The organism is Glutamicibacter sp. TV12E, from assembly GCF_052441935.1.
Classification (GTDB): Bacteria; Actinomycetota; Actinomycetes; order Actinomycetales; family Micrococcaceae; genus Glutamicibacter.
In genome coordinates this window covers 2,857,138-2,878,480 of the sequence record NZ_JBQVVF010000001.1, presented here as the reverse complement: position 1 = coordinate 2,878,480, position 21,343 = coordinate 2,857,138, and the positions used below count along the sequence as shown (strand labels likewise).

40 protein-coding genes are annotated in these 21,343 nt (G+C 58.0%); 2 read left to right on the top strand and 38 right to left on the bottom strand.

Annotated features, from left to right (window positions below):
* Positions 1-38 precede the first annotated feature (38 nt).
* From ACT7DV_RS13625 to ACT7DV_RS13445, 37 genes are all read right to left on the bottom strand, one after another.
* Positions 39-452, bottom strand: a complete 414-nt coding sequence (locus ACT7DV_RS13625; RefSeq protein ID WP_444663311.1) for a hypothetical protein — start codon at positions 450-452, stop codon at positions 39-41.
* Positions 449-751 carry a hypothetical protein gene (locus tag ACT7DV_RS13620; protein ID WP_444663309.1) on the bottom strand — a complete coding sequence of 101 codons (303 nt, stop codon included), beginning with the start codon at positions 749-751 and terminating at the stop codon, positions 449-451. The genes ACT7DV_RS13625 and ACT7DV_RS13620 overlap by 4 nt, the downstream gene beginning before the upstream one ends.
* Before the next feature lie 65 nt (positions 752-816).
* The gene (locus ACT7DV_RS13615; RefSeq protein ID WP_444663307.1) at positions 817-1,734 is read right to left on the bottom strand and encodes a hypothetical protein; all 918 of its coding nucleotides are present in this window, start codon (positions 1,732-1,734) and stop codon (positions 817-819) included.
* The gene (locus ACT7DV_RS13610; RefSeq protein WP_444663306.1) at positions 1,727-2,149 is read right to left on the bottom strand and encodes a hypothetical protein; all 423 of its coding nucleotides are present in this window, start codon (positions 2,147-2,149) and stop codon (positions 1,727-1,729) included. The genes ACT7DV_RS13615 and ACT7DV_RS13610 overlap by 8 nt, the downstream gene beginning before the upstream one ends.
* Complete coding sequence (locus ACT7DV_RS13605; RefSeq protein WP_444663305.1) at positions 2,146-2,487, bottom strand: hypothetical protein; 342 nt, start codon at positions 2,485-2,487, stop codon at positions 2,146-2,148. Before ACT7DV_RS13605 ends, ACT7DV_RS13610 begins: the two co-directional genes overlap by 4 nt.
* A 196-nt stretch (positions 2,488-2,683) precedes the next feature.
* The gene (locus ACT7DV_RS13600; protein WP_444663303.1) at positions 2,684-2,806 is read right to left on the bottom strand and encodes a hypothetical protein; all 123 of its coding nucleotides are present in this window, start codon (positions 2,804-2,806) and stop codon (positions 2,684-2,686) included.
* A gap of 124 nt (positions 2,807-2,930) precedes the next feature.
* A complete protein-coding gene (locus ACT7DV_RS13595; protein WP_444663302.1) occupies positions 2,931-3,311 on the bottom strand; it encodes a hypothetical protein in 381 nt (126 codons plus the stop codon).
* The gene (locus ACT7DV_RS13590; protein WP_444663300.1) at positions 3,311-3,715 is read right to left on the bottom strand and encodes a hypothetical protein; all 405 of its coding nucleotides are present in this window, start codon (positions 3,713-3,715) and stop codon (positions 3,311-3,313) included. The genes ACT7DV_RS13595 and ACT7DV_RS13590 overlap by 1 nt, the downstream gene beginning before the upstream one ends.
* Positions 3,708-3,926 (bottom strand): hypothetical protein, encoded by a 219-nt coding sequence (locus ACT7DV_RS13585; protein ID WP_444663298.1) that lies wholly within the window; start codon positions 3,924-3,926, stop codon positions 3,708-3,710. Before ACT7DV_RS13585 ends, ACT7DV_RS13590 begins: the two co-directional genes overlap by 8 nt.
* A complete protein-coding gene (locus tag ACT7DV_RS13580) occupies positions 3,926-4,264 on the bottom strand; it encodes a hypothetical protein (protein ID WP_444663296.1) in 339 nt (112 codons plus the stop codon). Before ACT7DV_RS13580 ends, ACT7DV_RS13585 begins: the two co-directional genes overlap by 1 nt.
* Positions 4,265-4,442: 178 nt before the next feature.
* Positions 4,443-4,652: a hypothetical protein gene (locus ACT7DV_RS13575; RefSeq protein WP_444663294.1), complete on the bottom strand. Its 210-nt coding sequence runs from the start codon at positions 4,650-4,652 to the stop codon at positions 4,443-4,445.
* Positions 4,642-4,968 (bottom strand): hypothetical protein, encoded by a 327-nt coding sequence (locus tag ACT7DV_RS13570; RefSeq protein ID WP_444663293.1) that lies wholly within the window; start codon positions 4,966-4,968, stop codon positions 4,642-4,644. Before ACT7DV_RS13570 ends, ACT7DV_RS13575 begins: the two co-directional genes overlap by 11 nt.
* On the bottom strand, positions 4,965-5,237 hold the full coding sequence (locus ACT7DV_RS13565) for a hypothetical protein (RefSeq protein ID WP_444663291.1): 273 nt from the start codon (positions 5,235-5,237) through the stop codon (positions 4,965-4,967). The genes ACT7DV_RS13570 and ACT7DV_RS13565 overlap by 4 nt, the downstream gene beginning before the upstream one ends.
* A 33-nt stretch (positions 5,238-5,270) precedes the next feature.
* Positions 5,271-5,636, bottom strand: coding sequence for a hypothetical protein (locus tag ACT7DV_RS13560; protein WP_444663289.1), 366 nt, complete (start codon positions 5,634-5,636; stop codon positions 5,271-5,273).
* Positions 5,637-5,638: 2 nt separating this feature from the next.
* A complete protein-coding gene (locus ACT7DV_RS13555; protein ID WP_444663287.1) occupies positions 5,639-5,923 on the bottom strand; it encodes a hypothetical protein in 285 nt (94 codons plus the stop codon).
* Entirely contained in the window at positions 5,920-6,213 is a 294-nt protein-coding gene (locus ACT7DV_RS13550; protein WP_444663286.1) for a hypothetical protein, read from the bottom strand. The genes ACT7DV_RS13555 and ACT7DV_RS13550 overlap by 4 nt, the downstream gene beginning before the upstream one ends.
* A complete protein-coding gene (locus ACT7DV_RS13545; protein ID WP_444663284.1) occupies positions 6,206-6,655 on the bottom strand; it encodes a hypothetical protein in 450 nt (149 codons plus the stop codon). The genes ACT7DV_RS13550 and ACT7DV_RS13545 overlap by 8 nt, the downstream gene beginning before the upstream one ends.
* 3 nt (positions 6,656-6,658) lie before the next feature.
* The gene (locus ACT7DV_RS13540) at positions 6,659-6,967 is read right to left on the bottom strand and encodes a hypothetical protein (RefSeq protein WP_444663282.1); all 309 of its coding nucleotides are present in this window, start codon (positions 6,965-6,967) and stop codon (positions 6,659-6,661) included.
* A 124-nt stretch (positions 6,968-7,091) separates the two neighbouring features.
* Positions 7,092-7,760, bottom strand: coding sequence for a hypothetical protein (locus ACT7DV_RS13535; protein ID WP_444663280.1), 669 nt, complete (start codon positions 7,758-7,760; stop codon positions 7,092-7,094).
* A complete protein-coding gene (locus tag ACT7DV_RS13530; protein WP_444663278.1) occupies positions 7,747-8,031 on the bottom strand; it encodes a hypothetical protein in 285 nt (94 codons plus the stop codon). The genes ACT7DV_RS13535 and ACT7DV_RS13530 overlap by 14 nt, the downstream gene beginning before the upstream one ends.
* 9 nt (positions 8,032-8,040) lie before the next feature.
* Positions 8,041-8,961 (bottom strand): hypothetical protein, encoded by a 921-nt coding sequence (locus ACT7DV_RS13525; protein WP_444663276.1) that lies wholly within the window; start codon positions 8,959-8,961, stop codon positions 8,041-8,043.
* 66 nt (positions 8,962-9,027) lie between these two features.
* Positions 9,028-9,459, bottom strand: a complete 432-nt coding sequence (locus ACT7DV_RS13520) for a hypothetical protein (RefSeq protein ID WP_444663274.1) — start codon at positions 9,457-9,459, stop codon at positions 9,028-9,030.
* A gap of 105 nt (positions 9,460-9,564) precedes the next feature.
* A complete protein-coding gene (locus ACT7DV_RS13515) occupies positions 9,565-9,960 on the bottom strand; it encodes a hypothetical protein (protein ID WP_444663272.1) in 396 nt (131 codons plus the stop codon).
* On the bottom strand, positions 9,953-10,396 hold the full coding sequence (locus tag ACT7DV_RS13510) for a hypothetical protein (protein ID WP_444663271.1): 444 nt from the start codon (positions 10,394-10,396) through the stop codon (positions 9,953-9,955). The genes ACT7DV_RS13515 and ACT7DV_RS13510 overlap by 8 nt, the downstream gene beginning before the upstream one ends.
* Before the next feature lie 154 nt (positions 10,397-10,550).
* Complete coding sequence (locus ACT7DV_RS13505) at positions 10,551-11,075, bottom strand: hypothetical protein (protein ID WP_444663270.1); 525 nt, start codon at positions 11,073-11,075, stop codon at positions 10,551-10,553.
* A gap of 289 nt (positions 11,076-11,364) precedes the next feature.
* Entirely contained in the window at positions 11,365-11,805 is a 441-nt protein-coding gene (locus ACT7DV_RS13500; protein ID WP_444663268.1) for a hypothetical protein, read from the bottom strand.
* 123 nt (positions 11,806-11,928) lie between these two features.
* Entirely contained in the window at positions 11,929-12,123 is a 195-nt protein-coding gene (locus tag ACT7DV_RS13495) for a hypothetical protein (protein ID WP_444663266.1), read from the bottom strand.
* Between the two features lie 259 nt (positions 12,124-12,382).
* On the bottom strand, positions 12,383-12,541 hold the full coding sequence (locus ACT7DV_RS13490; protein WP_444663265.1) for a hypothetical protein: 159 nt from the start codon (positions 12,539-12,541) through the stop codon (positions 12,383-12,385).
* An 80-nt stretch (positions 12,542-12,621) separates the two neighbouring features.
* A complete protein-coding gene (locus tag ACT7DV_RS13485) occupies positions 12,622-13,137 on the bottom strand; it encodes a single-stranded DNA-binding protein (protein ID WP_444663263.1) in 516 nt (171 codons plus the stop codon).
* A 3-nt stretch (positions 13,138-13,140) separates the two neighbouring features.
* Positions 13,141-13,539, bottom strand: coding sequence for a hypothetical protein (locus ACT7DV_RS13480; RefSeq protein ID WP_444663261.1), 399 nt, complete (start codon positions 13,537-13,539; stop codon positions 13,141-13,143).
* 69 nt (positions 13,540-13,608) lie between these two features.
* Positions 13,609-14,514 (bottom strand): Rha family transcriptional regulator, encoded by a 906-nt coding sequence (locus ACT7DV_RS13475; RefSeq protein WP_444663259.1) that lies wholly within the window; start codon positions 14,512-14,514, stop codon positions 13,609-13,611.
* 35 nt (positions 14,515-14,549) lie between these two features.
* On the bottom strand, positions 14,550-14,924 hold the full coding sequence (locus tag ACT7DV_RS13470) for a phage antirepressor N-terminal domain-containing protein (protein WP_444663257.1): 375 nt from the start codon (positions 14,922-14,924) through the stop codon (positions 14,550-14,552).
* Positions 14,925-15,136: 212 nt separating this feature from the next.
* Positions 15,137-15,361 (bottom strand): hypothetical protein, encoded by a 225-nt coding sequence (locus tag ACT7DV_RS13465; RefSeq protein WP_444663255.1) that lies wholly within the window; start codon positions 15,359-15,361, stop codon positions 15,137-15,139.
* Positions 15,362-15,367: 6 nt separating this feature from the next.
* Complete coding sequence (locus tag ACT7DV_RS13460) at positions 15,368-16,321, bottom strand: recombinase RecT (protein WP_444663254.1); 954 nt, start codon at positions 16,319-16,321, stop codon at positions 15,368-15,370.
* Between the two features lie 2 nt (positions 16,322-16,323).
* Positions 16,324-17,379: a YqaJ viral recombinase family nuclease gene (locus ACT7DV_RS13455; RefSeq protein ID WP_444663252.1), complete on the bottom strand. Its 1,056-nt coding sequence runs from the start codon at positions 17,377-17,379 to the stop codon at positions 16,324-16,326.
* A complete protein-coding gene (locus ACT7DV_RS13450) occupies positions 17,379-17,519 on the bottom strand; it encodes a hypothetical protein (protein ID WP_444663251.1) in 141 nt (46 codons plus the stop codon). The genes ACT7DV_RS13455 and ACT7DV_RS13450 overlap by 1 nt, the downstream gene beginning before the upstream one ends.
* A gap of 652 nt (positions 17,520-18,171) precedes the next feature.
* Positions 18,172-18,414 carry a helix-turn-helix domain-containing protein gene (locus ACT7DV_RS13445; protein WP_444663249.1) on the bottom strand — a complete coding sequence of 81 codons (243 nt, stop codon included), beginning with the start codon at positions 18,412-18,414 and terminating at the stop codon, positions 18,172-18,174.
* A gap of 271 nt (positions 18,415-18,685) precedes the next feature.
* On the opposite strand from ACT7DV_RS13445, the gene ACT7DV_RS13440 reads away from it, so the two are divergent.
* Together ACT7DV_RS13440 and ACT7DV_RS13435 are read left to right on the top strand one after the other, a co-directional pair.
* Positions 18,686-19,039 (top strand): hypothetical protein, encoded by a 354-nt coding sequence (locus ACT7DV_RS13440; protein WP_444663247.1) that lies wholly within the window; start codon positions 18,686-18,688, stop codon positions 19,037-19,039.
* Positions 19,040-19,041: 2 nt separating this feature from the next.
* Positions 19,042-19,443: a hypothetical protein gene (locus ACT7DV_RS13435; RefSeq protein WP_444663246.1), complete on the top strand. Its 402-nt coding sequence runs from the start codon at positions 19,042-19,044 to the stop codon at positions 19,441-19,443.
* Between the two features lie 344 nt (positions 19,444-19,787).
* Here the strand turns inward: ACT7DV_RS13435 and pyk are convergent, their stop codons facing one another.
* The gene (pyk, locus tag ACT7DV_RS13430) at positions 19,788-21,299 is read right to left on the bottom strand and encodes a pyruvate kinase (RefSeq protein WP_444663244.1); all 1,512 of its coding nucleotides are present in this window, start codon (positions 21,297-21,299) and stop codon (positions 19,788-19,790) included.
* Between the last annotated feature and the right edge of the window lie 44 nt (positions 21,300-21,343).

Below are 21,343 nucleotides of genomic sequence, written 5' to 3'. Positions count from 1 at the left end.
CTCGTCCAGTGTCTTTGTAGTTTCTTCAATGGCCATTGTCAGTCGTCCTCTCCATAGTTTGATTCGAGGCGTTCGATTGCTTCGGGTGTTGTGGTGGCCGAGACTCCAGGACGGAGTTCTTTGGGCGCCAATAGCTCTTCGGCGTCTTTGTCGCACAGTTGCCTGTGGTTCTTGGCTTGGGAGCAGTTCTTGTCCCCGCAGTCGGGGCAAAGGAACATCATCTGATCGTGCTCGAACATGCTGTCTTCCCCTGCGACCGCGCGCACCCGGTAGACGTCTCGGTTGCAGGCGAGGCATCCGCAGGCCTCCCCCGGCGTGTAGACGATCAGGTACTGGCCAGATTGCCCGAACGTGAGCCCTTCACCGAACAGCAGCTCCAAAGCTTCCGATGCCTTACCGAGGCTGTCGATCGCTGCCGGCAGCGGGGTGGCCCAAACCGGTGCGCGCATCATGATTCGCCCCTCTGCAGCAGGAAGGTCTTATACCCCACCATTTCAGCAATGCTCATTTCATCTATGAACTCTTCGAAGGGAAGCAATAGGCCATTCTCCTTCTTAGACAGGACCCAAGAGTGCATTCCTACTGGACCCACAGTGAGGACAACCGAGTCGTTCGGAAGAGCTTCGAGTTCCTCCGCGGTGAGCGCACCAGTGCCATCTTCGATCAAGTTGGCAAACGCTGCGACCTGCGCGGCACGAGTAGTTTCCACGTCAATGAACGCCCCGCAGTCACAGCAGGCTGCGTCGCCCATCCGGAAACTGTGTTGATGTGGCACTTCAATGATCTCCATTTCGGATGGACGGTTATCTGACCGGCTCACGCTTCCACCTCGAACAACGTTCCTTCGACTGGTGCGGGGCGCTCTGCCAGCAGTGCGTCCACCTTCTTCAGCAAGCTGCCTGCGCGCCAGTCATCTCGCAGTGGCTTCACCGCTGCTTTCAATGCTCGCTCAATAGCTTCAGCGCGGTACTGGGCTTCTCGGAGCAAGTCCTTGTCCAGCTCGATGGCCAGGTGGGCATGCATCAGTACTTGTGCCAGATTCTCCGCTTCTTCTGCCATGCCCTCCTCGCTGGACAGGATGTAGCTGTTGAAGAGGCTGGGGTGAAGTAGTTTGTCGTTGGCTATGTCCAGGGCGCGGCGCACCAGGTCGCCAATGTTCATGCTTTCCTTGGTAGCGCCGGCTTGCCTCAAGGAGGCCTGCAGTTGCCGAATTTCGGCACGTAAACGTTCCTCATGGGATTCAGCATTGCGTTTCCGCATGTGTGCTTCGGCCACGTCCCGGCCAACCACTCCCGCAATCTTCCCCAGCAGCGGGGTCTTGTCCACGGGGGTCAGCTTCCGGGCTGGGCGAAGGACCGTCATCTTGCGCCGGTTCGCAGCCGTCGGCGGGGTGCAAATCCCCCAGTCCTCCGGAATCTGATCTTCCAGCCCTATCGCCAGGGACGGGTCACCCACGGCCAGCCACCAATGGTCGCAATAACGCTTCCACGGGTCGCACTTCTCCGGCTGCGCCAGCTCAGCCAAGAGGTCTTGCCGCGTCACCTTGATTTCGTATCCGATAACTTTGCCGCTGAACTTCTCCACCCACAGGGCGTCGATGCGCCTGTCAGCGCTGGGTGCCTGCAGCTCGGCGTAGAACAGCCCGCCGGGGAAATGGTCATCGCGGAACAGGTCATGCTTCAGCGCCTGGATAACCGTCGATGCCGTGTGAAGAGTCTTGGCCCGTTCACTCATGGGTTGGTTCCTTGTCTGGGTGGGAATTGGTTTCGCCCTCTTGGTCTTGCTCAAGGATCTTGTCGTAGGCTTCTTCAATCGCTCGTCGCGCCCTGCGAGCTTGCTTGTTGTTGCTGAATGGGCTGCCGATCATGATGAAGAATCCCAGTCCACCGAACGGTTCGAACAGAATCATTTTTCGGGCGCTCAACGCGATAGCTGCGAATGCTGATCGGTGACCAAAGTCGGTGAGCGTTCGCAATGGGAAGTTCGCGCCGACATCACCACCTTCACGGATTGCCGGGAAGATCATGATCATCCTGCTGAACGCTTTCCCGGCCACGTACTTGAACCCGATGACTGCGAGGAGAATCCCGTAGCCTGCTGCTGTAAGTAGTGGGATGGTGAGTATCCCTAACCAAAAGTCCTGGCTCATCGTTTCTTCCTTTCGTAGCTGGCCTTGCATCGCTCGCACGCGGTTTCATACTGATATTCGGTGAGCTTGTCTTTGAGGTCTTCACCTGCCGGGAATCTGCGTCCTCGGAAGATGCCGGTTTCCCCGTTGAGCCATGCCATGCACTCGGCTTCGTTAGCCAGGTCGAGCCCACTACTGACGATGACCACGCCTTGCACTCCGTGGCACAACGCGGTGCGGCGCACGGCTCCTGGCCCGGCGATCCTGTAGTGGAAGACGTGGAACTTCTGGCGTGGGCGGCCGAGCGCGTAGCCTGCGTCTCTATCGCGCATGTCCTCGGTGAACCAGTCAGCGCTCATGGCTTCCTTCCTCGGTGTAGAAGTGGTTTCATGCGCGGATTGCGGATGACGAACGCTGAATGCCCGTGGTAACGGATACCCGTGTAGGCGAGGTAATCAGAGAACTCTCGACGATCCCCCTTCCGCTCCCAGTTGAGTAGCTGCGAGTGGTTCGGCTCCATATACTTTCGGTCCATGTAACGGGGTTCCCTTGGCATTAGTACCGGCTCCATTTCTTCGCGCAATACATGACGGTGAGGACGAGGATGGTCAGCCACGTGAGAACGACCATTGCGATTGCCCAGCCCCACGCCGCATCAATAACTCCCTGAGTTGGCATCAGCGGTCTTCCTTCTTTCTGCGGTCGCACCACCGGCATTGGTAGTGGTTGAAGAACCGACTGCGGCGCATGAAGATCCACTCGTGGCCCATGGCTAAGCAGAAGGGGTAGAGAATGCTCAGCATCACTTCACCGGTCCCTGGAGCACGGTGAGCGGATAGTCCAGTTCGGTCGGCTCGTATCGTTCCTCAATTCCGACACTGACGATTTCCCTGCCTTCTGGGCCTTGCTCGCCGTTGGAGATGATCTGGTAAGCGAAGTCTTTGCACGAATCGAAGAAGACCGTTCCGATCGGCAATTCGTCCACGCTGTTCACTTCCGGCTGGGCGACGGCGAGGACGGCGCGTGCGTTGCCCCGGTAGTGTTCCAGGCTGGTTTCCGTGAGGTCTTCCCAGTTCGGCGGTTCAGGGCATTCCAGCGTGGGCGTGTGGTACTTCCGTTCACGCATGAACAACGCTTTCGCGCCCGCTTCGAGCGCGTCCGGGTTTAGCGGTTGGTTAGTCATCACAGTCCCTTTTGAATTGCGTGGCCATGTATCAGATTTCGTAGCGTTGTGGCGTGCTCAAACCGTGCGTCCATTCGCATTGAGTGACCCCACGCCATGCTGCTTTCGCCCGAATCTTCGTTGGCCTGGCTAACTGCTTTTCTCATGCCGTCGATGCCGTAATAGGTCAGCCAGTCCAGTGCATCCAGTTGCTCACTGTTCAGAGAGATGGTGACCGTGTCAGGCTGGGCAGGCAAAGCGGACAAGTAAGCTGCAGCAAGCTTCTCGGCCTTGGACAACTCAGTTTCCTTGGTCATGATCACCAGTTCATCTTCTGGGTATCGGTCGATCATGCCCCAGGCAGGTGGGTTCATCACGCGAGACATGGCCTCTAGAGCGTCTGGGTGTAGATTCTTCTCAGGCATCAGTGCCTCCTAGGTGCTTGTCTATGTAGTCACGCAGCTCTAGAGCTTCTTCGCGGGTAAGGAAGTCATCTCCTTCGAGTTCGTCGCCTGTGCCGTTTAGCCATAGCCCGATAGCTTTGCCGTCAAACTTCGCATCAGTGGTCCCTACGCGGCGGGATATCGACCATTCGCCCATGCTGATTATTGTGTGGTCGGTCCGGTTAATTGCCATCACTGCCCCGCCTCCTCGGTCTCGGTGAATTCGGCCTGCTCGTGCTTGTCCCAGTGCGAGGCTTCATGGCCTTTTGCCTTGGAACAGCAGAGAGATTCGTCAGCGGAGTATTTGCCGCATTGAACGTTGGTGCATTCGTGATCGTCGTACCGGTGCGCTTCGCAGTAGTAATTCCCGCAGCCCGGTTCGTCCGCGTCGCGCCAGCCGTCTGGGTTCTCCCCGCAGAGATAGCCAAGGCCGCGGTCAATCTTGGTTTCGCAGGCGTCCTTGTCGCATTCCGCTTCCACGTTGTATCCGGCTTCGCGACCGTCGGGCAGCGTATAGAATCCGTATCCCATTAGTTCTTTCCTCCTGTGTTGCACCCTGGGCACCGTGGGTCTTGCGGGTGGTTCGGCGTGCGTGTCCACCTGATGCCTTCGCTCGTTGAGTACGCGTGACCATACCCCTCGACGGATTCGACATAGGGGATCCGGTAAGCCTGGCCATCAAACCCAGGGCGAGAGGACGTGCAGACAATCAATTGCCGGCCTCTCTGCCCTCTTGCATGAAATGCGCCCGCAGCTCCGGCAGCGCCGCCACGATGCAGTCTCGCGAAGCACGGTAATTTCGGTTCGCCTCCGCATCGGTCTTCGCTCCCTTTTTCATGCCCGCAAACACGGCATCCATGAGGGTCGAGGACTGCTGCACGATCGACTCGGGATCATGTGGTTTCTGGTTAGTTGCCATTGCTGTATTCCTTCCATTCGTCGTCAACTTCAACGTGGACCGTTCGCAGAGCTACCGTGACTTCTTCCTCGGTGAAGTGGCCGCGTGCGATGTAGTCATCAATCGAGGAGAACGCGGACTGCAATGCGTCTTCTACTTCACGCGTTATGTGCGACTCGATCCTTTCCGCACGTGACTCATTCAAGACTCTGATCGAGTGGCCCTTGCCGTCGCCGTTCCAGTGCTTGGCTTTGTCGCTCTCGTTAGGGATCGGCTTGTTGCAGGTCAAGCACAATCCATAGTCTTGTCCGGGTGTTGGGTCGAAAAGGTTGCTCATGCTGTCGGCTCCTGGTCCTTGTTTGCTTTGTAGGTGCGGATGCCTGTGACGATTGCGGCGAGGCACCATTCGAAGTGCAGGTCGTATTTCTCCCAGGATTCGGATGCTTCCCAGACGTCGCTGTAATGGTTCGTCACAGCATCACTGGGGTTTATCTGCGTTAGCGCTTCGATCACGCTTTTAGCGTCCTCGGTGTTCACTTCCGGGTACTTGTCCAAGAACTGCCCACAAAGTTCCAGCCACCAGTCCTTCGTTTGTCTGGTGCTCATGTCGCGGGATGCCTGCCAGAAGTCCTCTACCAGCTACTTCTTGAATTCGTCCTCGTTGTGAGCACGCACCTCACGGCGGCCGCCGGTGTTGCCGTTCTGCAGCTTTTCTGCCCAATACGAGTTGTTGATGTGCCCAGTGAAGAACTCGAACATGTCCTGCACGCGGAGGAATGTGTAGGTTCCCATGTCGCCGGTGATGGTGAGGTAGCCGGGCCAGGTGATCAGGTCGAACCAGTAGAAGCCGTTCTCAGGGTTCTTGAACCGCAGGTGGCGGTATAGGCCTTCGTCGTGCAAGATGCTCATCTGGTGGTTCTCGGTATCACCGTTGAACTTGGCTAGGTGCTTCGGGGAATCGGTGTACTGAGTGTCCTTCTCAGTGAGGCGATGCAAGGTGGTCATGTTCAGGCTTCCGTTGGCAGGTGGGAGGGGTCGTGCAGAAATGGTCGGGCACTCCGTAGAGCCATCAGTTCTTTGGCCAGCTTGTATGGGCCGCGGTTCCAGAACGGGTGCAGGTCTTCCCAGATCAGGTGTCCTGGCGTGTGCGCGGCGGGTTGGTCGACGACCTGGATTTTGCCGTGCTCGCACTCGCGCACGTCCCCTGGCCGATTCACCAGGAACTCGGCGTGGCGGCAGTCTTTCTTGTGCGTCCGCGGTACGGCGTCATGCAGGTTCGGTGCCTTGCTCATTTCGGTGTCCTTGGTTTCGCTGTGTAGGTGGCCCGGTAGACCGGGTTGCCTTCGTGCCTAGTGGTTTCAATGACGAGGCTTGTGGGATCTATGACGTGGGTCTTGTCCAGCTCTCGCAGTTGGGTTGCGAGTCGTTCGTGGAAGGCATCGAACCGGGTTAGTTCCAGTTCCAAGTTTTCTGGCCGGCGTTCGACGAGCACCCTCCGCACTTTTGGTTCTTGCCAACAGGGTTGCCCGAACGCGTCGAGGTTCCAGGGTTTCTCTCCTGGCTTTGGGAAGAGGTCAGTCATGGCGGTGTTCCTTAGTAGTTGTTGGCGGGGTAGGCGAGTTCTTCGCCGCGATGATTGGCTCCCAGATCGCCCGGATCGTCTCCGCGCGTTGCGTGAGCCAGGCGCGCACGTCGGGCTCGTCGGCCTCGGTGACCTTGATGCGGTGGCTGTGCGGCTTTGCATTGCGCTGCAGCATGAAGAACAGCTTCAGCGTGTCCCCTGGCATCTCGAAGTCGGGATTTTCCTCACGCTCGTATTCGTAGTCGCTGGGGTCTGATCGGTACCAGTCCCAGCGGTAGATCAGGTTGAGGTCGGGGTCGTTGTCGCCCCATTCGGCTTTGAAGTCTTCCCAGCTGTCCCAGTTGGTGTGGACGTCGTGGTACTGGGTCCCGGGTGTGTAGAAGCAGCCTTCGTTGGCGTAGTAGGGGTGGTCGTATTCCCACAGGTGCTTGGTCTGATCCATGACTTAGTTGTCCTTTTCCGGTCCTCGGGTTGGGTGGTCCAGGGTGTAGATTCCGCCGTCGGCTTTCATGAACACGGGCAGGAGTCCGGTGCCTCGGTCTGGGTTTTCTATCCATTCGTGCCAGCTGAGTGCGACGTCGAACTGTTCGTCAGGTGTGGCGAAGCCGAGGAGCTTGGCTGGTTCGCCTTTCCAGACGTCCTGGCGTTCGACGTTGCCTGTTTCTGGGTTGATCCAGTAGGGGTATGGGATGTGGCCGGCGCCGTTGTGGTTGTAGTCGGGCTGCAGCTTGATGAAGTTGGTTCGGGTGCTCATTTTGGTTCTCCTGTTCGTGGGGTGGGCGTGCGCGGTTGGTTGCGAGATTTACCTGCCGCGCACACCCGGTTTTGTGCGTTGCCTCTGTCCCCCAAGGCAAGGGGCAACGCACTGTGCGGGTGGTTTAGAACGCCGGGTCGGCGTGGAACGCCTGGTTGCGGAGGTGCTTTACTGCTTCCCAGTCGTATTTCTCTAGTTCGTTTCGGGGCATCCCGCAGATTCCTCCGTCTGCCAGAACACCGTGGAAGTACTCGCCTCCCAGTTCGCAGCGCATAAGAGCGCCCCTATACGCTCCATTCAAGATGTGGACGAGCACGCCGGGAGCGACTGGCAGGGGCACTTGTGGTGTCTCGTCGTCAATTACCTGGGCGTCCACGACGTCGTCAGGGTCTGCCAGCGTGTACCAGACCTGTTCCCAGGCGATTTTGTACGCTTTGATGGAGTGCCGGCCGAGCCTGGTGTGCGGGCCGATGAAGTCGCCGAAGGAGTTGCAGGTGAGGACTTCGCCGTCAATGTTCGACGGGTAGTTGACGCTATCGGTAATGCGGATCATCGAGCCTGGGATGGTTGGGGCGGCAGGTTTAGGTCGGTCGATGAGGTGGAACCCGCTGGCGGTGGGGCCAATGATGGACCCGTCACTGGTGTACTTCTGCCCTCCAGGGCCGCAATGGTCGTACACGGCAACACAAAAACTGTTAGCTTGCCCTGCTGGGGTGTAGGCGATCACGTCGCCCTCGCGCAGGTCCTTGGACTCAATCAGGTGGGCTTCTGGGAAATGGTCAAGGACGTGCATTCCGGGTCTCCTGGAGGCTGGTGTGAGCGATGGCCGGCACCGGGGCCGGCAGCGGATTGTCTGCCGGGCCGTTGATGCAGGTGCATTCGGTGTGGTGGTGCTGTTCGGGGTCTGCGTCCCATATGGGGCCGTCGTTGAGATTGACCCGGATCTTGGCGCCGGCCGGCACTCCGAAGGTGTCAATTTGTGCGACGAGGGTGTTGTCCAGGTCTGAGATGTAGAGCTGGGCGGTGGCTCCGTAAAGCTCGACCTCTGGGGTGTGGTCGCTCATGGCCGGCGCCTAGATGTGGCAATCGACGACGGTCAGGAGAGTGCCGTGTGGAAGGTCGCTGATGATTTGGGCGACTTGCTTATACCAGTCGCCGGACTCGAATTCGTCGTTGGAGAATCCGAACCAGCCCATTTTGCCTTGGGCCTGCCATTCTCCGTTTTGGACGACGGCGTAGAAACCTCCCCGAGCAAACGCGACGCGTTCTTCGAGGTAGGACTGCATGGGATCGTCTGCGCCCATGTGGAATAGTTCGTATGCATCCCAGAGGCGAGCGTCATTTGCGGCCTTATTCCAGGGGTGCGAATGCCATTCCTCGCGGGCAGCGTTAGCGTCATCCTTGTGGGCTGCCAGGGTTGCTGCCCAATCCCGCTGTGGCGGGGTGATCCCCTCGGTCGCTTCCTGCAACGTCAACCAGTTCTTCAGCCCTTCGGCGCGGGCGTGAGTTTCCATTGCGTCGAAGTCAATGGCTCGCTTCCGGGCTGCGTCTGCCCGCCCTGCGTAGTTTGGCTTGTCGGTCTGGAATTCATCGGACCAGTGTCCTGCCGAAGCGGTGTAGTCTTCGGCGTTTGCGCCGTCTTTGATGCGGAAAGTCCCGGAGTACCGGCCACCGATCGTCCAGTAGTCCCACTTGGATTTGGGATTGTAGGTGGTGTATCGAACGTACTTGCGGTTCTCTTCTCGAATGTCCTCGCCTTCGTTGTAGTCGCGGAGGAGAGCGAGGTCGTTGATCGTGAAGAGCGTGTGAGCATCGCCGTTAGGCTTCTTCGGCAGGCGCTCCGGGTGTTCGGCGTAGAACTTACGCGCGTGCTTCAGGTCCGATAAGTAGTCCCAGTCGGGGTCCACATGTGGTTCGACCGTCAGGTTTTCATCGTATGGCGCGAGCTGTTCTTCGATGTTTTCGCCAATGACGAGGAGCTTGAAGTGACTCATGGTGTTCGGGTGACTCTTTCTATTTTTTGATGGGCTGGTTGGGCCCCTTGGGAATGCCTCGGGTGGTTAGCCGTTGGCTGGTTTGATCTGGGCTGGCACCCAGTCGTGGATTTCTGTTGGGAGGAAGTACTCCTCCCCTTCGATTGGTGTTCCGTCGACTGGGTAGTACCCGCCGTCTGGGCTCCAACGGAGCTGCCATCCGGCTTGGCTGGTGATGCCGGCGTTGTTGGTGCCGGCGGTGACCCTGTAGGCGATGATCAGCGGGTTCTCTTCGGGGTCTGGCTGCGGCGTGTTGTTGTTGAGCCGGAAGATTCCGCGCTGGCTGGGTGTGGCGATCACTTCGCCGTGCTCGGTGACCCATTTGCGCAGGCCCTTGTGGTGTGCGATTCCTACGGTGTAGGTGTCTTTGGCTGGTCGGGCGATGGTGTCGCCGGCCTGTATTTCCGAGAATTTGATGGGTGTGGCGTCGTGGTGGTTCGACTTGATGAGGTAGGTCATCGGGGCTCCGTCTATTTCATTTGGGTGGTTAGTCCAAGTTGATAACCTCAGCATATCAACCAAATTCATGTTAAGCAAGACACCAATCCAGTCAAACAAGAAAAACTAATCCCACGAGAATACCCGCACCACCACCTCATGAGGCCCATTCGGCCAGGTCCTCCGATTATCGGGACCGACACACCACTCATCCTTGTCATCCGGCAGCAAACCAGCATCAACAAGACCATCCACGATCGCCTTCGACGTCGGCTGCAGGTTCGCAACCTCGCGCCGAGTGTTGTCCGGAAACCGGAACCAAATCTCGATATGAGCCCGGTCAAGACCAGGAATGCGCGCGTTCCGACACTGGATCGCAGCCAAAGCACGCCACCACTGCGTCTTCTTATTCCGAGCCTGGTGATGCAACCGCTGATTCGCATTCAAATGCTGCGCTTTCCACTGATCCTTCGTCACCGGGATCCGAAACTCCCCCACCAGATTCCGCCCCGACTCAGCCACGCACCACCCCTGCACGACGCAACGCCTCGTCAACATCCGGGTGCCCCGTGAGCGGCAGCGAGTCGGCCGCGACCAGGTTCATCATGGAATCAAACCCGACGACCACCTTTTTCCCGGCAGCCCCCTTCCTGAACCCGAACCGATAGCTCATGTTCACCACGAGCCCGAGAATTCCGAGCAGCTGCACGAGCGCCGGCAACCGGGGGTCGGCCATCAGCACGCTGCCCCCGATCCCTGCCGCCAGCACCGCCCAGCAGGCGAGCTGGAACCAATGCCTCTCCAGCAGGGCACAGATAGCGGCACAAGCGAGCAACACCAATGTGACGATTTGCCCCCAGGGCGACGGCAGAAGCAGGGCCGCGAGAATCACGCCGATAGTGGCGAAGGTGAGGCCGGTGAGAATGAATGTTGCCTTGGCGGTTTTGACCGTGGTCATTGCTGGCTCCTGTGGTTATGGCTTTGAGTGGTCTTTTTTGGTGGTACTGCCGAGATTTTGTTGAACGTGATTCTATTCTTGCTGTTCAGGATATGCGATCTGGCTGTGCTTCGTTTTGCGGGCTTGTTTTTTGGCGGGCGGGGTGATTGCCCAACTAGGGCGTGTTCGCGGTTCCTGAGCGGTGTTCGGCCTCGCTGGTGGCATTGTCTGCTTGCCCGATGGTCTGGGCTTGTCGGATTGCTTGGCGTGCTCGTTGTGCTTTGAGGGCGACTTGCTCGGGCGGGAGCGGGAGTCCTGGTTTGCGTTTGTTGAGCATTTCTGGGGTCCGGTCGCCGAGGTTGATTTCGTCTTGGCATACCCGGCATGGGATTGGCTCCCAGTGATGTTCTTGGCAGCGTGGCCGTTCTGGCTGTGGTGCTTCGGGTGGTGTGGTGATTTCCCAGAAGCGCGAGGGCTCAGCGATGAATCCTGGGGTTTGCTTTACGAAGTTTCCTTCTGGGGTGCATGCCGTGGCGTAGGCGATGGCGGCGCGCAGAGCGTGGTTGAAGTCGATGGCGGGGAGGCCTTCGTTTTGGTTTGCGGTTTGCAGGATCTTGGCGATGCTGGCGGTGGCCCATTCTGGGCGTGCGGCGTGGAGGACGGCGGTGAGGCGTTCGCCTTGGGATTTGGTGAGGATCATTGTGGCGTCCATTTCTGTGGTTAGGAGAAATTTTGGATTTTGGTGGAGCAGCAATTCGTTGGGCGCGTTCGCGCGTTTAAGTTCTGAACGATTTGCTGCTTTTTTGTTCGGGATTTTTTAACAGGATTGCTCTGGAACGTAAGTAGTACTGCTTACGTAAGTTGGTTAAGTGGTTAATGGTTAATGGTGGTTGGATTTCGCTTGAGCATCCGGTTGGGTTTTGCTTGAGTTTTCTTCAAGCAGAGTTCAAGCACATTTCAAGCAGGTGGTTGGATTCTGCTTGAGCGTTTCAGCGGGTTTTTCGGTCTTCCTGGCACCATTGGCAAGAAGCTTCGTATACGCCTTTAGCCGCGTGATTCCGGGAATGGTTGGACTTTTGGCCGCCGACGCTGCCCGCTGTCTGCTTGATTGTTTTCTCTTCTTCGATGCGCTGTTTCGACTTCTGATGTTCAAGGTAATCGTGCATGTAGAACTCGCCCTTGGCGGCGGTGTGCTCGACCCATCCGATTTCGATCAAAAGTTTCGCTGTGGCGGCGCCTTTGCCATTGAGGATTGACTCGTGAACGATCCCGTTGGTCGTGTACTCGTTGCAGTATCCCCAGAGCTCCAGCAGAAGCACTTTGGCCTTGTCTGTGAGGCGCACGAATTTGGGATGCCTGAAAAGTTCATTGGTCACCGTGAAGTACGGCCGCTTGTCGAGTGGAACACGCTCGATCCCCTGGTGGTCCATGATTGGTTCTCCGATTTTTTACTGCTTGTCCGGGTGATAGCTGGTTACTAGTTACGTTGCGCTTCGTTCGTCTATTGGCCCTCGGGGTTGGTGAGGCTCCGAGGGCTTCAAGGTCTTCAAGAATTATGGTTCGACTTGCCCGATAACAATGAGGTAGGCGACTGCGTACAGGTCCATATTGCTTCGCGTGAGGCTGGCTTTCTCAAGCAGCTGGGTGGCTGTCTTGAACGGGACGTGTGGTGCGAGGAACTGCATGCTGCTGACCAAGAGGTCTACAAGATTGAGGTCGGCTTTTGGAGCACTGTCGGCCTGGGTCATGTCGGTGATTTCTTTCTCGAATTTTGGGCGCACTTGTGGTTGGACATGCGTCCGTGGGGGTGGGGAATGGGGCCCAAGAATGCTGGGCCCCATACAAGTGTGAAGCATGGTCCCGACTATTCGGTACAGCCTCCGCATTCACCGGTAGGCAGGATGAGCCGACCACACGAATCACAGATGTTTTTCCCCTTTGGCCGGACTGGTGTGAGGGGTGGCTTGGGTGGGATAAGTGCGAGTGTTGGGATATTGGACCCCATGGTTAGATGATTCCTTTCAGCTGGTACTTGTCGTGGCGTTGCTGGGCGGCACGGGCTAGTTTGGTGCGCATGCTACGGCGTTGGCGTGCTTTGATCTTGTGCGTCGGCTGCGTTCCATTGCGCCGGCCAGGGAAGCGCGGGATGGTGAAGGTCTTGTCCAATTCAGTGTCCTAGTCGTGTGAGTGCGAGCTGGTGCTCATTAGGACACTCCGGATTGGGCTCTTGGTGTGGGAAGCGCGTTCTAGAACGGCGGCTGGCCATCATCTGAGGTGCCCCAGCCCCCGCCTCCTGCGTTACCGCCAGGGCTCCATGGGTCATTCCCCGGCTGGTTTTGCGGAGCGCTGTTTCCGAAGCCGTTGTTCCCGCGTCCACCAGCTCCTTCCCCATTGCCGCGGGCCGTGCGGGTGACCTTGGCCGATGCATAGCGGAGGGATGGGCCGATTTCATCGACCTCAAGCTCCATCACGGTGCGACGTTCGCCTTCCTTGGTGTCGTAGGAACGTGAACGCAAACGACCCTGGGCGATGACGCGCATGCCCTTGGTCAGCGTTTCAGCAACGTTCTCTGCAGCCTCGCGCCACACCGATGCGCGCAAGAACAGGGCTTCCCCGTCCTTCCACTCATTGGACTGGCGGTCAAAGGTGCGAGGAGTCGAAGCGATCGTGAAGTTCGCTACGGCTGAACCGGAAGGCGTGAAACGCAGCTCCGGATCCGCGGTCAAATTTCCGATAACAGTAATAACAGTCTCGCCTGCCACGGGTTACTTCTCCTTCTTGACGATGTGCGGGTAGTGCTGTGCCACGCCTGCCTCGTAGTCCTGAACGGCTTGGTGCCAGCGCTTCGAAGTATCAGCGACCTTCGCTACGGTGTCATGGACCTCGCCGCTATTGGAGAAGAACCTGGCACGGTCGGTAATGGTGCGCCCCCAGTTCTGCACGCTGGTCTGCAATGCCAGGCAGTCTGCGAGCGTCACTTCAAGAAGGCGTTCTCCAACATCGCGCAGCTCGTCGACGTGCGCATACTTGTTCACATAGCCGTCTCCCCCGAGCTTCGACAAGCTGACCATTCCGGTGCCGGCCTCGACCTTGATCACTTCCCACAGCGTTGAGGTCTTGGACTTGCCCAGTCGTGCGGTTGATCCGATGCTGATATCAATCATGGTTCTCTCCTTCGTAGCGTCGATTCCTAATCGACATGAATGTTGAATTTCCAGGGGCGGTGCTCGCGGCTACCAAAGCCCCGATGATTCCGCGGCGTTCTGCTCGGTGTTCTTCGTCTTACGCTGCTTGTACTCAATTTCGAGGGCCGGCAACGCTTCCTTCAACGATCCGTACTTGGCGTTGAGGCGAGCTACCAGACGGGTAATCGCGGCGGCACCCGCCGTGGTCACCTTCAATGTGTAAGGGACATTGCCTTTGAACAGTGGAGCATCGTGATTCATGACCCGATGGAAGTACGGTTTCTTGTCCGCGTACTCGGACCATTGGTATTCGGTGACAATTTCGCCCTTGCTGGTGCGCCGGCGGTAGGAATCCGAGTAGATCCAGCCTGCATACTTCAAAGCAAGCCGCAGGTCGCGTTCACCGACCGCCAGATTGCTCGCAACACTGCGCAGCAAGTGGAAGTCGTTGTCAGCGACCATCGAGTCGAAGTAGCCCACCTTAGGCGCGTCAAGTTCAGCTTGCGCACGCAGCGCCTGGTTCTCCTGCTCGGCCGCCATGGCCAACTGAAGAATATCGATTCGCGAGAGATTGGCCGGGTCAAACTGCTGCGTTTTCAGTTGCTCAGCCATAGCAAAGAACGCATCGACCATATTCACTTTGAAATCGATGACCTGATCGGTGTTCCGCATGAATGACATGAGTAACGTCGCTTGCTGCTCATTGAGCAAGGCAATGCGGGTTGGCTGTCCGCCCGACTTCCGCATTTCAAATGCGAGAGTTCCGAAGCGCTCGATCTTGAGCTGATGCTTGGTGATCATCTGCAACACTGCTCGGTGTTCCACGTCCGCGCCTCGCGCGATTTGCTCCGAGCTGACAACCAGCCCGTTCGTGCTTGTCTCGATGACAGGCAGCAGCGCACGAGCTTCGGACTCTGCCTGTTCCGGCGTTTGAGGAAGGCCTTGGATAGTCATTGTTCGGGTGACCTTTCTGGATCTGAAGCCGCTGGTTATCGGCTGCGTGGGAATGCGATGATTGAGAAGTTGACGAGCGAGTTCTGGATAGTCCGCTTGTACTGGCGGAGCTTGTCTTCGTGGTCGGGGCCGACGAATCGAATTTCGTTGAGCCACAAGACCAAAGTCGCCGGCGAGGCGGTCATCATCGTCCGGTACTGGTCGCCTTTTGCGTGCGCCTTCAATGGTTTGAGGTCAGCCCACTCGCGACGTTCTTTGAGGTTCTTCAACTGGCCGGAGGCGTTCATGCCCAGGTCCTCGATGACGTTGCGCATGAGGATGCGTGGACGGCCTTCGTCGTAAACGACGGGTATCTTTACTCCGGCGAAGTCGATGGTGGGGTTCTTTCCTGAAGGATCGATGTTTCTCAAAGTTGGTTCTCCATTAGGGGTATGAGCAGGCGTGCGGGTGCTCGTTCGAGCCGGTTGTCCCACTCCTGCCTGGCTGAATATGAAAGTCTGTTGCTGATCGGTGCTCCAAGCCGGGTGGTTCCCCTTGGAGTTTGAAGCCGAAATATACAAGTGGAGTGCGTGGCGGGTTTCGGGTGATTTCCCCGCCACGCACTCCACTTTTGCTTTGGAGGCTACTCGCGCGGCAGAGCTTCTCCGTCGAGTGTTTCCTGGACGATTCGCTCCGCAGAAGCTTGTGACACCTCGGGGCCATTGATCCTCGCCCCGGCCAACGTGGCACAAGCTCCGGCATAGGTAGACAGCGCGGTGATCACCGCCGGATCCTGCCGGTTCCGCACCATGTCGCCGGCCAAGCGCAGCTTGTCCTCGGCTTCGTTCAACAACGCATCGATGTCCACGACCAGCTACCTGCCCTCGCGCTCGGCCGCGAAGATCGCTTCTTGCTCCTCCGGCGATGGCGCATTGTCCTTCCACGGATCCCCGGTCACTTCTCCGGTGTCAGTGTTCACGTTCGCCGGCGGCTCTTCCGCCAATTGACCGTTGATCTGTGTTGGAGGTTCCGAGAAATTCGGCTGCTCGGACACCTGTACCAGGTCGCTCTGCGGGGTGAGGTCGTAGCGGACTGACTCATCGGCGACCAGGGCGTTTTCGATCTGAGTGGACTTCGGCATGTACTTGAAGTTCAGACGGATAGTCGTCTTCAGCGCCATCGCGTCAAAGTTATCCACCCACGGGCCGAAAATCTCCTTCTGCTTGTTGCGCGCTTTGGCGTGCAGGTCACGATGATTCTCCATATCCTCCTTGGACATGTACATCATCTGGCCGCGGTCGGAATCCTTGCGGAAGAACACGCAGTAGTAGCCAATCACGTCACCCCGGGGCCCTGACGCCGGGTAAGTGTGCTTGTGCTTACCCGTCATGGGGTCTGGAATGAACTCGTCGTTGCGGCAGACCAGCTGCGCGGTCACATAGTCGATTTCGCCGCTGCGGTTAGCGAGGTCCAACATGCCTTGGTAGCCGATGATGAACTGTGCGTCGAAGCGACGTTCGCGGCTATTCCAAAACGGAAGGATGTGCGCCTGCTGCAGGGCCCCGATCCCTGGACGCAAGCCTAGCTGGGCGCACTGCATGATCGCGCCGAGGAAGCTGGTCGGTTCGCACTGCATCAGCTTGGGGTTCTGGCGCAGGACGGTGATGGTGTCCCGCACCAGCTGCGCTGCGTCGGCGCCACGTGGCATGGCCAGCTTGAACTGGGCTTCCATGGATCGAACTTGCTGCTCCAGCGTGTTGCCCTCCGGCTGGCGCTCCTGGACCTGCTGATTCTGCTGCTTGACCCGTTGTGCGAGGTTGCTGCCCATGGTTACTTTCCTTCCTTGATGGCCGGGGTGCGAAGCACCCGGGCTCGATACTTGTTGTAGGTTTCCGAATGTTCGGCCTTCAGGCGGTCCATGTCCAAGACCAGCGCTTCGACCTGCAGCTGCTCAAACAGTTCCGGCTCGGATTCCTGGAACTTCTTAGGCGCGAAGTTGCCGTTCTGATTGAGTGTGGCCAAGGTCGTTGCACCGTCCGATTCATCCTTGATCGCACTGTGCTCGCCGAACAGGAGACGGAACTCGGCTTCCACCTGTTCTTTTTCCTTCTCTGAGTTCTTAATGTCAGCCTTGGCCTTGGCCAGCCGCTCGCGCAGTTCCACCACCAGTTCGCGGGGCTGCAGGGTTACGGTATCCGCCGCCTGGGCGAAGGTGTCCTTCAGATGAGGAAGGGTGATGTGCGTGACCTGTGGCGCGACGTCGGCGAGCACGTTCTGTTCCCAGAACCGGCGCTCGATTTCGATCAGTTCCGCGATCAGCTCCTCGTTGCGTTCAATGCGCCGGGTGAAGAACTCGCGGCCGTCCAGGAGGCCCGATATCCAGCCGTGGGATCGCCCTGTAACGGCAAGGTTGTGCATGACCTGCAGTTCCGCGTGGTCCGGCACCTGGCCGTCCTCCCACTCCTCGCGCAACCAGCCGGTGGAGGATTTGGCTTCGAAAATTCCGCCGTCTGGGGTGAGCCCATCGACGGTGCACTGCATGAAGGGGTGTTCCTTGGAACGCATCAGACCGGCTTGGCGCACCTTGATGCCTGTGTCTTCTACGAACAGGGTGCGGATTACTGGTTCCAGTAGGTGCCCCATGCGCATTGCGTGGTTGTAGGCAGGCCCGTCGGAATAGCCGCGCTTGACGGACCAGGTTTCGTAGGCACTGCCCCACCGATTCAGGCCGACGATGGAAGAAACATCCGAACCGCCTATCCCTTGCTTGCGGACTTCCAGCCATTCGCTTTCGTCTGCATCAGCTCGCAGTATCAGGTTTGCCCCTGGGCAGGCATAGTTGGCACGTTCAGCGGTTTCCTGTGGCGTGTGTACCTGTGAAGTCATTACAGAGCACCACCCTCGATGAGTCCGGTGGCGATGAAGGCGGCGAGGATCAGTGCGCCGATGAGGAAGTGCCTGACCCGTTCACGCCGAGCGTGAATCTGATTTTGGGTGTACTTGGCCTTAAGCCGCAGATGCGACATGTGGTTCTCCATTCTTGGGTACCGCTGGTTGGGCGGTTCGGGCTGGTGAAGCCCTTGGTCCTTGTTCGGGTTTGCGGTTGGTTATCTTGTTGCCCGCAACAAGAACTCTACACAGACAATTCCCGTTTGGCAAGAAATCATTAATTTCTGCCAAGAGTCAATAAATGGAGTAACCCCACTGTTTACGCCACTCACCAAAAACCGGTTCACGGCACTGATAATCTTGAAGGGCAGGTGGGGATGGTTCTCCAACCTGCCCGCGCCTATCGCGAGGGTTGATCTCCGTCTTCCCGCCGCGTGGCGCACCGCGCAATACAGCTGGTTACTGGATGCGCAGAAAAGCGGCAAGCAAACCTTGTTCGGGTGACCTCTTGCCGCTTTTCGCTTATCTAGGCGCCCCTCGCCTTGCGCGATCTGGACGTACCTTGGAACGCTAATTCGAGCCCAGGGGCTTTAACCTGCGGCGACTCTGCACGCTGCGTCCAGGTTTCAATCAGCCCTTCCAAGTGCGCCTCCGTGAAAAGAATCTTGGAACGCTCACCGCGAACGCAATCTATCTTGTTCTCCCTAGCCAGACGTCTGAGCGTGTGGGGTGAAACCTGATTGCGCATCAGCCCCGAAGCCTCCTCTGGGGAATACAGATCCAGGACGCTCATTCGCTCATGCCCACCTTCGAATTCATGGGATCACACAGGAAGAGAACCTCATACCTGACACCTGCCGCGCTGGCGATCCTTTGCGCAACGGGCACCGTGACTTCGTGCCGCCGGTTGAGCAAGTGGTAGATCATCCCCTCGGAGACCTCGGATTTCCGCGCCAGCTGGGAAATGGTGATGTGCCTATCGGTTCCCGTTTTGGTCAGCTCACGCAGCACCTGCGGATTACGTAGTTTCATTCATTTGACCTTCGAGTTCAGTGGCCCAAGTCCACGCATTGCTACCAGAAATTCTATGAGAATCAACGGCAACATCGCAACTCTTCGACAAGAATATCTCGTTACTCGAACAAGAATTTAATGACTAACTACTATTGCTTTTGGCCATGTGACACATCCTGTTCAGCAAGAAAAATAGGGCGTGTCGCTAGACGGTTCACTATTGGTATTGAAAGAATCAAACCCTGATAGGACCCAACCCGCACCATCATCCTCATTGGAGTAACAAGCTATGGCAAAGCCTATTGAGCAGCTCATCACGGAACTGCGCGGCAGACGAACGTACAAAGAGCTCTCAGACGACTGCGACGGAATCCCCAGCACCGGCCGGCTTTCAGCAATGGTCAAGGAGGGAATAGAGAGCTACCCCGCCATGAACAGCATCAGGGGTCTCGCCAAGGGCCTATCAGTCACAGAACAGGACATTGTCGACGCCTGCTCCGTCTCCTTAGGGTTCCTTCAAGAAGGAATCACCCGCCAGGCAATTGCACTGCCCAATGGCGCCGAGAAGCTAACAGACAGCCAGAAGGCCCTCGTCGTAAGCATCGTGAGGGAGTTCATTACCGCCAACAAACTGGCGAGCTAGCCATGGCTGACATCTCCGGATCAAGCCATGACGACGTCGACGAGTTGATCAACCAGATCAACGGCGAGTACATCTGGGAAGCGCGACAGGTCCGCGGAAAAGACATCAACGACCACTTCCAGCAAATGATCGAGTGGGAAGAAGATAAGCAATGGGACAAGCTCCTGGAGCTCTATGAAGAAATCATCCCGATCACTCACCGGCTGGCCCAATACGACAAGCGCGAGCCACAGCCCTACTGGCCGATGAAAGCCGCCACGATCTACCTGCGCCTCAAGCAGCCGGATAAGGCCATCAAGCTGCTCTCTGACTGGCTAGAAGCTTGGCCAGAGGAGCGCGGCCCAAGGACCGACCGCGAACGCGTCCGGGCACGCCTCAGCAAGATCATGAACAAACACGTTTGAGCCACGAAGGCATGCCCCAAAAGCATGTTGACGCGGTCAACAAATTGGGAAATTGAACGCTACACTTCCCAACGGTTCCCCACGGAACCACACGAAAAAAATAAAAGATGACTGCTAAAAGAGCAGGTCAAGCGGGTTCGAGTCCCACCTTGGGCACAGCGAAGCAGCCGTTGGACTGGAGATTTTCTCTGGTTCAACGGTTTTTTTGTGCCCAAAATCAATGCCGCTGTGACCGAATCCACATCAGTGGATTTTTGTCCCAGCCAAGCAAAAAAGTTCCGCTGCCCGAAGCCATGTGGCGTCGGGCAGCGGAACTTTTAAGGTCTCAGCGTAAAAAGCCGCTGCTACAGGGACTCAGGAGTCGAAACATTCTCCGCTGCCCAAGGGCCGACCTTCTCTCGGGCCGGCATTGGCTTGCCGTCAACCAGCTGGCCTGCGTCTGCCAGATCGCCGATCTTGTGCACGCGAAGCGAGTTGGTGGATCCTGCCTGGCCTGGAGGGGAACCGGCAGCAATGCAGACCAGATCGTTGATCTCAGCCAAGCCCTCAGAGAGCAGCGCCTCGTCCACCTGGGCGGTCATCTTATCGGTATGGTCCGCGTAAGCCACCAGGCGGGCCTGGATGCCCCACATCAGGGTCATGATGTTGTAGGTCTGCTGCAGCGGGGTGAACGCCAGCACAGGCTTCTTCGGGCGCAAACGCGAGAGACGGCGTGCCGAGTCGCCGGACTGGGTGAAGGCCACAATGTACTTCGCATCGAGCTGATCCGAGATCTCTACAGCAGCACGGGTGATGGCGCCGCCGCGGGTCTTGGGCTTGGAGCCCAGGCGCGGGATGCGATCCAGGCCGTGCTCTTCGGTAGAAGAGATGATGCGGGACATGGTTTCCACGGTTTCGACCGGGTAGGCACCCACCGAGGTCTCCCCCGACAGCATCACTGCGTCCGCGCCATCGAGCACTGCGTTGGCGCAGTCCGAAGCTTCGGCGCGGGTCGGAGTTGGCGACTCGATCATCGATTCGAGCACCTGGGTGGCAACGATGACCGGCTTGGCCCAACGGCGCGCGAGCTCAACAGCGCGCTTCTGCACCACGGGAACTTCTTCCAGCGGCAATTCCACGCCGAGGTCGCCACGGGCCACCATGATGGCGTCGAACGCGTTGATGATCTCTTCCAGCGCTGCTACGGCCTGCGGCTTCTCGATCTTGGCGATCACCGGTACGCGGCGGCCTTCTTCGTCCATGATTTCGTGCACGCGCGAAATGTCTTCGGCGTTGCGCACGAAGGACAGCGCGACCATGTCGACGCCGGCACGCAGTGCCCATCGCAGGTCGTCCTCGTCCTTTTCGCTCAATGCAGGTACGTTCACTGCGACGCCTGGCAGGTTGATGCCCTTGTTATTGGACACTTCGCCGCCGACGATGACCTCGGAGCGCACCGAGGTCGCGTCAACCGCAATAGCCTTGAGCTTGACCTTGCCGTCGTTGACCAGCAGGAAGTCCCCTGGCTTCACATCGTGCGGAAGACCCTTAAAGGTGGTCGAGCACAGGTTTCGGGTGCCTTCCACATCGTCAATGGTGATGGTGAATTCCTCGCCAGCTTCGAGGATGTACTTCGCGTTGTCCTTGAAGCGGCCCAAACGGATCTTCGGGCCTTGCAGGTCGGCGAAGATGCCGACCGCACGGCCGATCTCCGATGCCGCGTTGCGCACATTCGCCAGCGATTGCGCGTGCATGGAGTGGTCTCCATGGCTCATGTTCAAGCGTGCTACATCCACGCCTGCTTTTAGTACCGCTACAGTGTTTTCATAGCTCGCCAGGGCTGGACCCCAGGTTGCCACAATCTTTGCGCGTCTCATTCCGTCAGCCAAATGCCTTTCATGTTCACATAGGCAAAATGCGG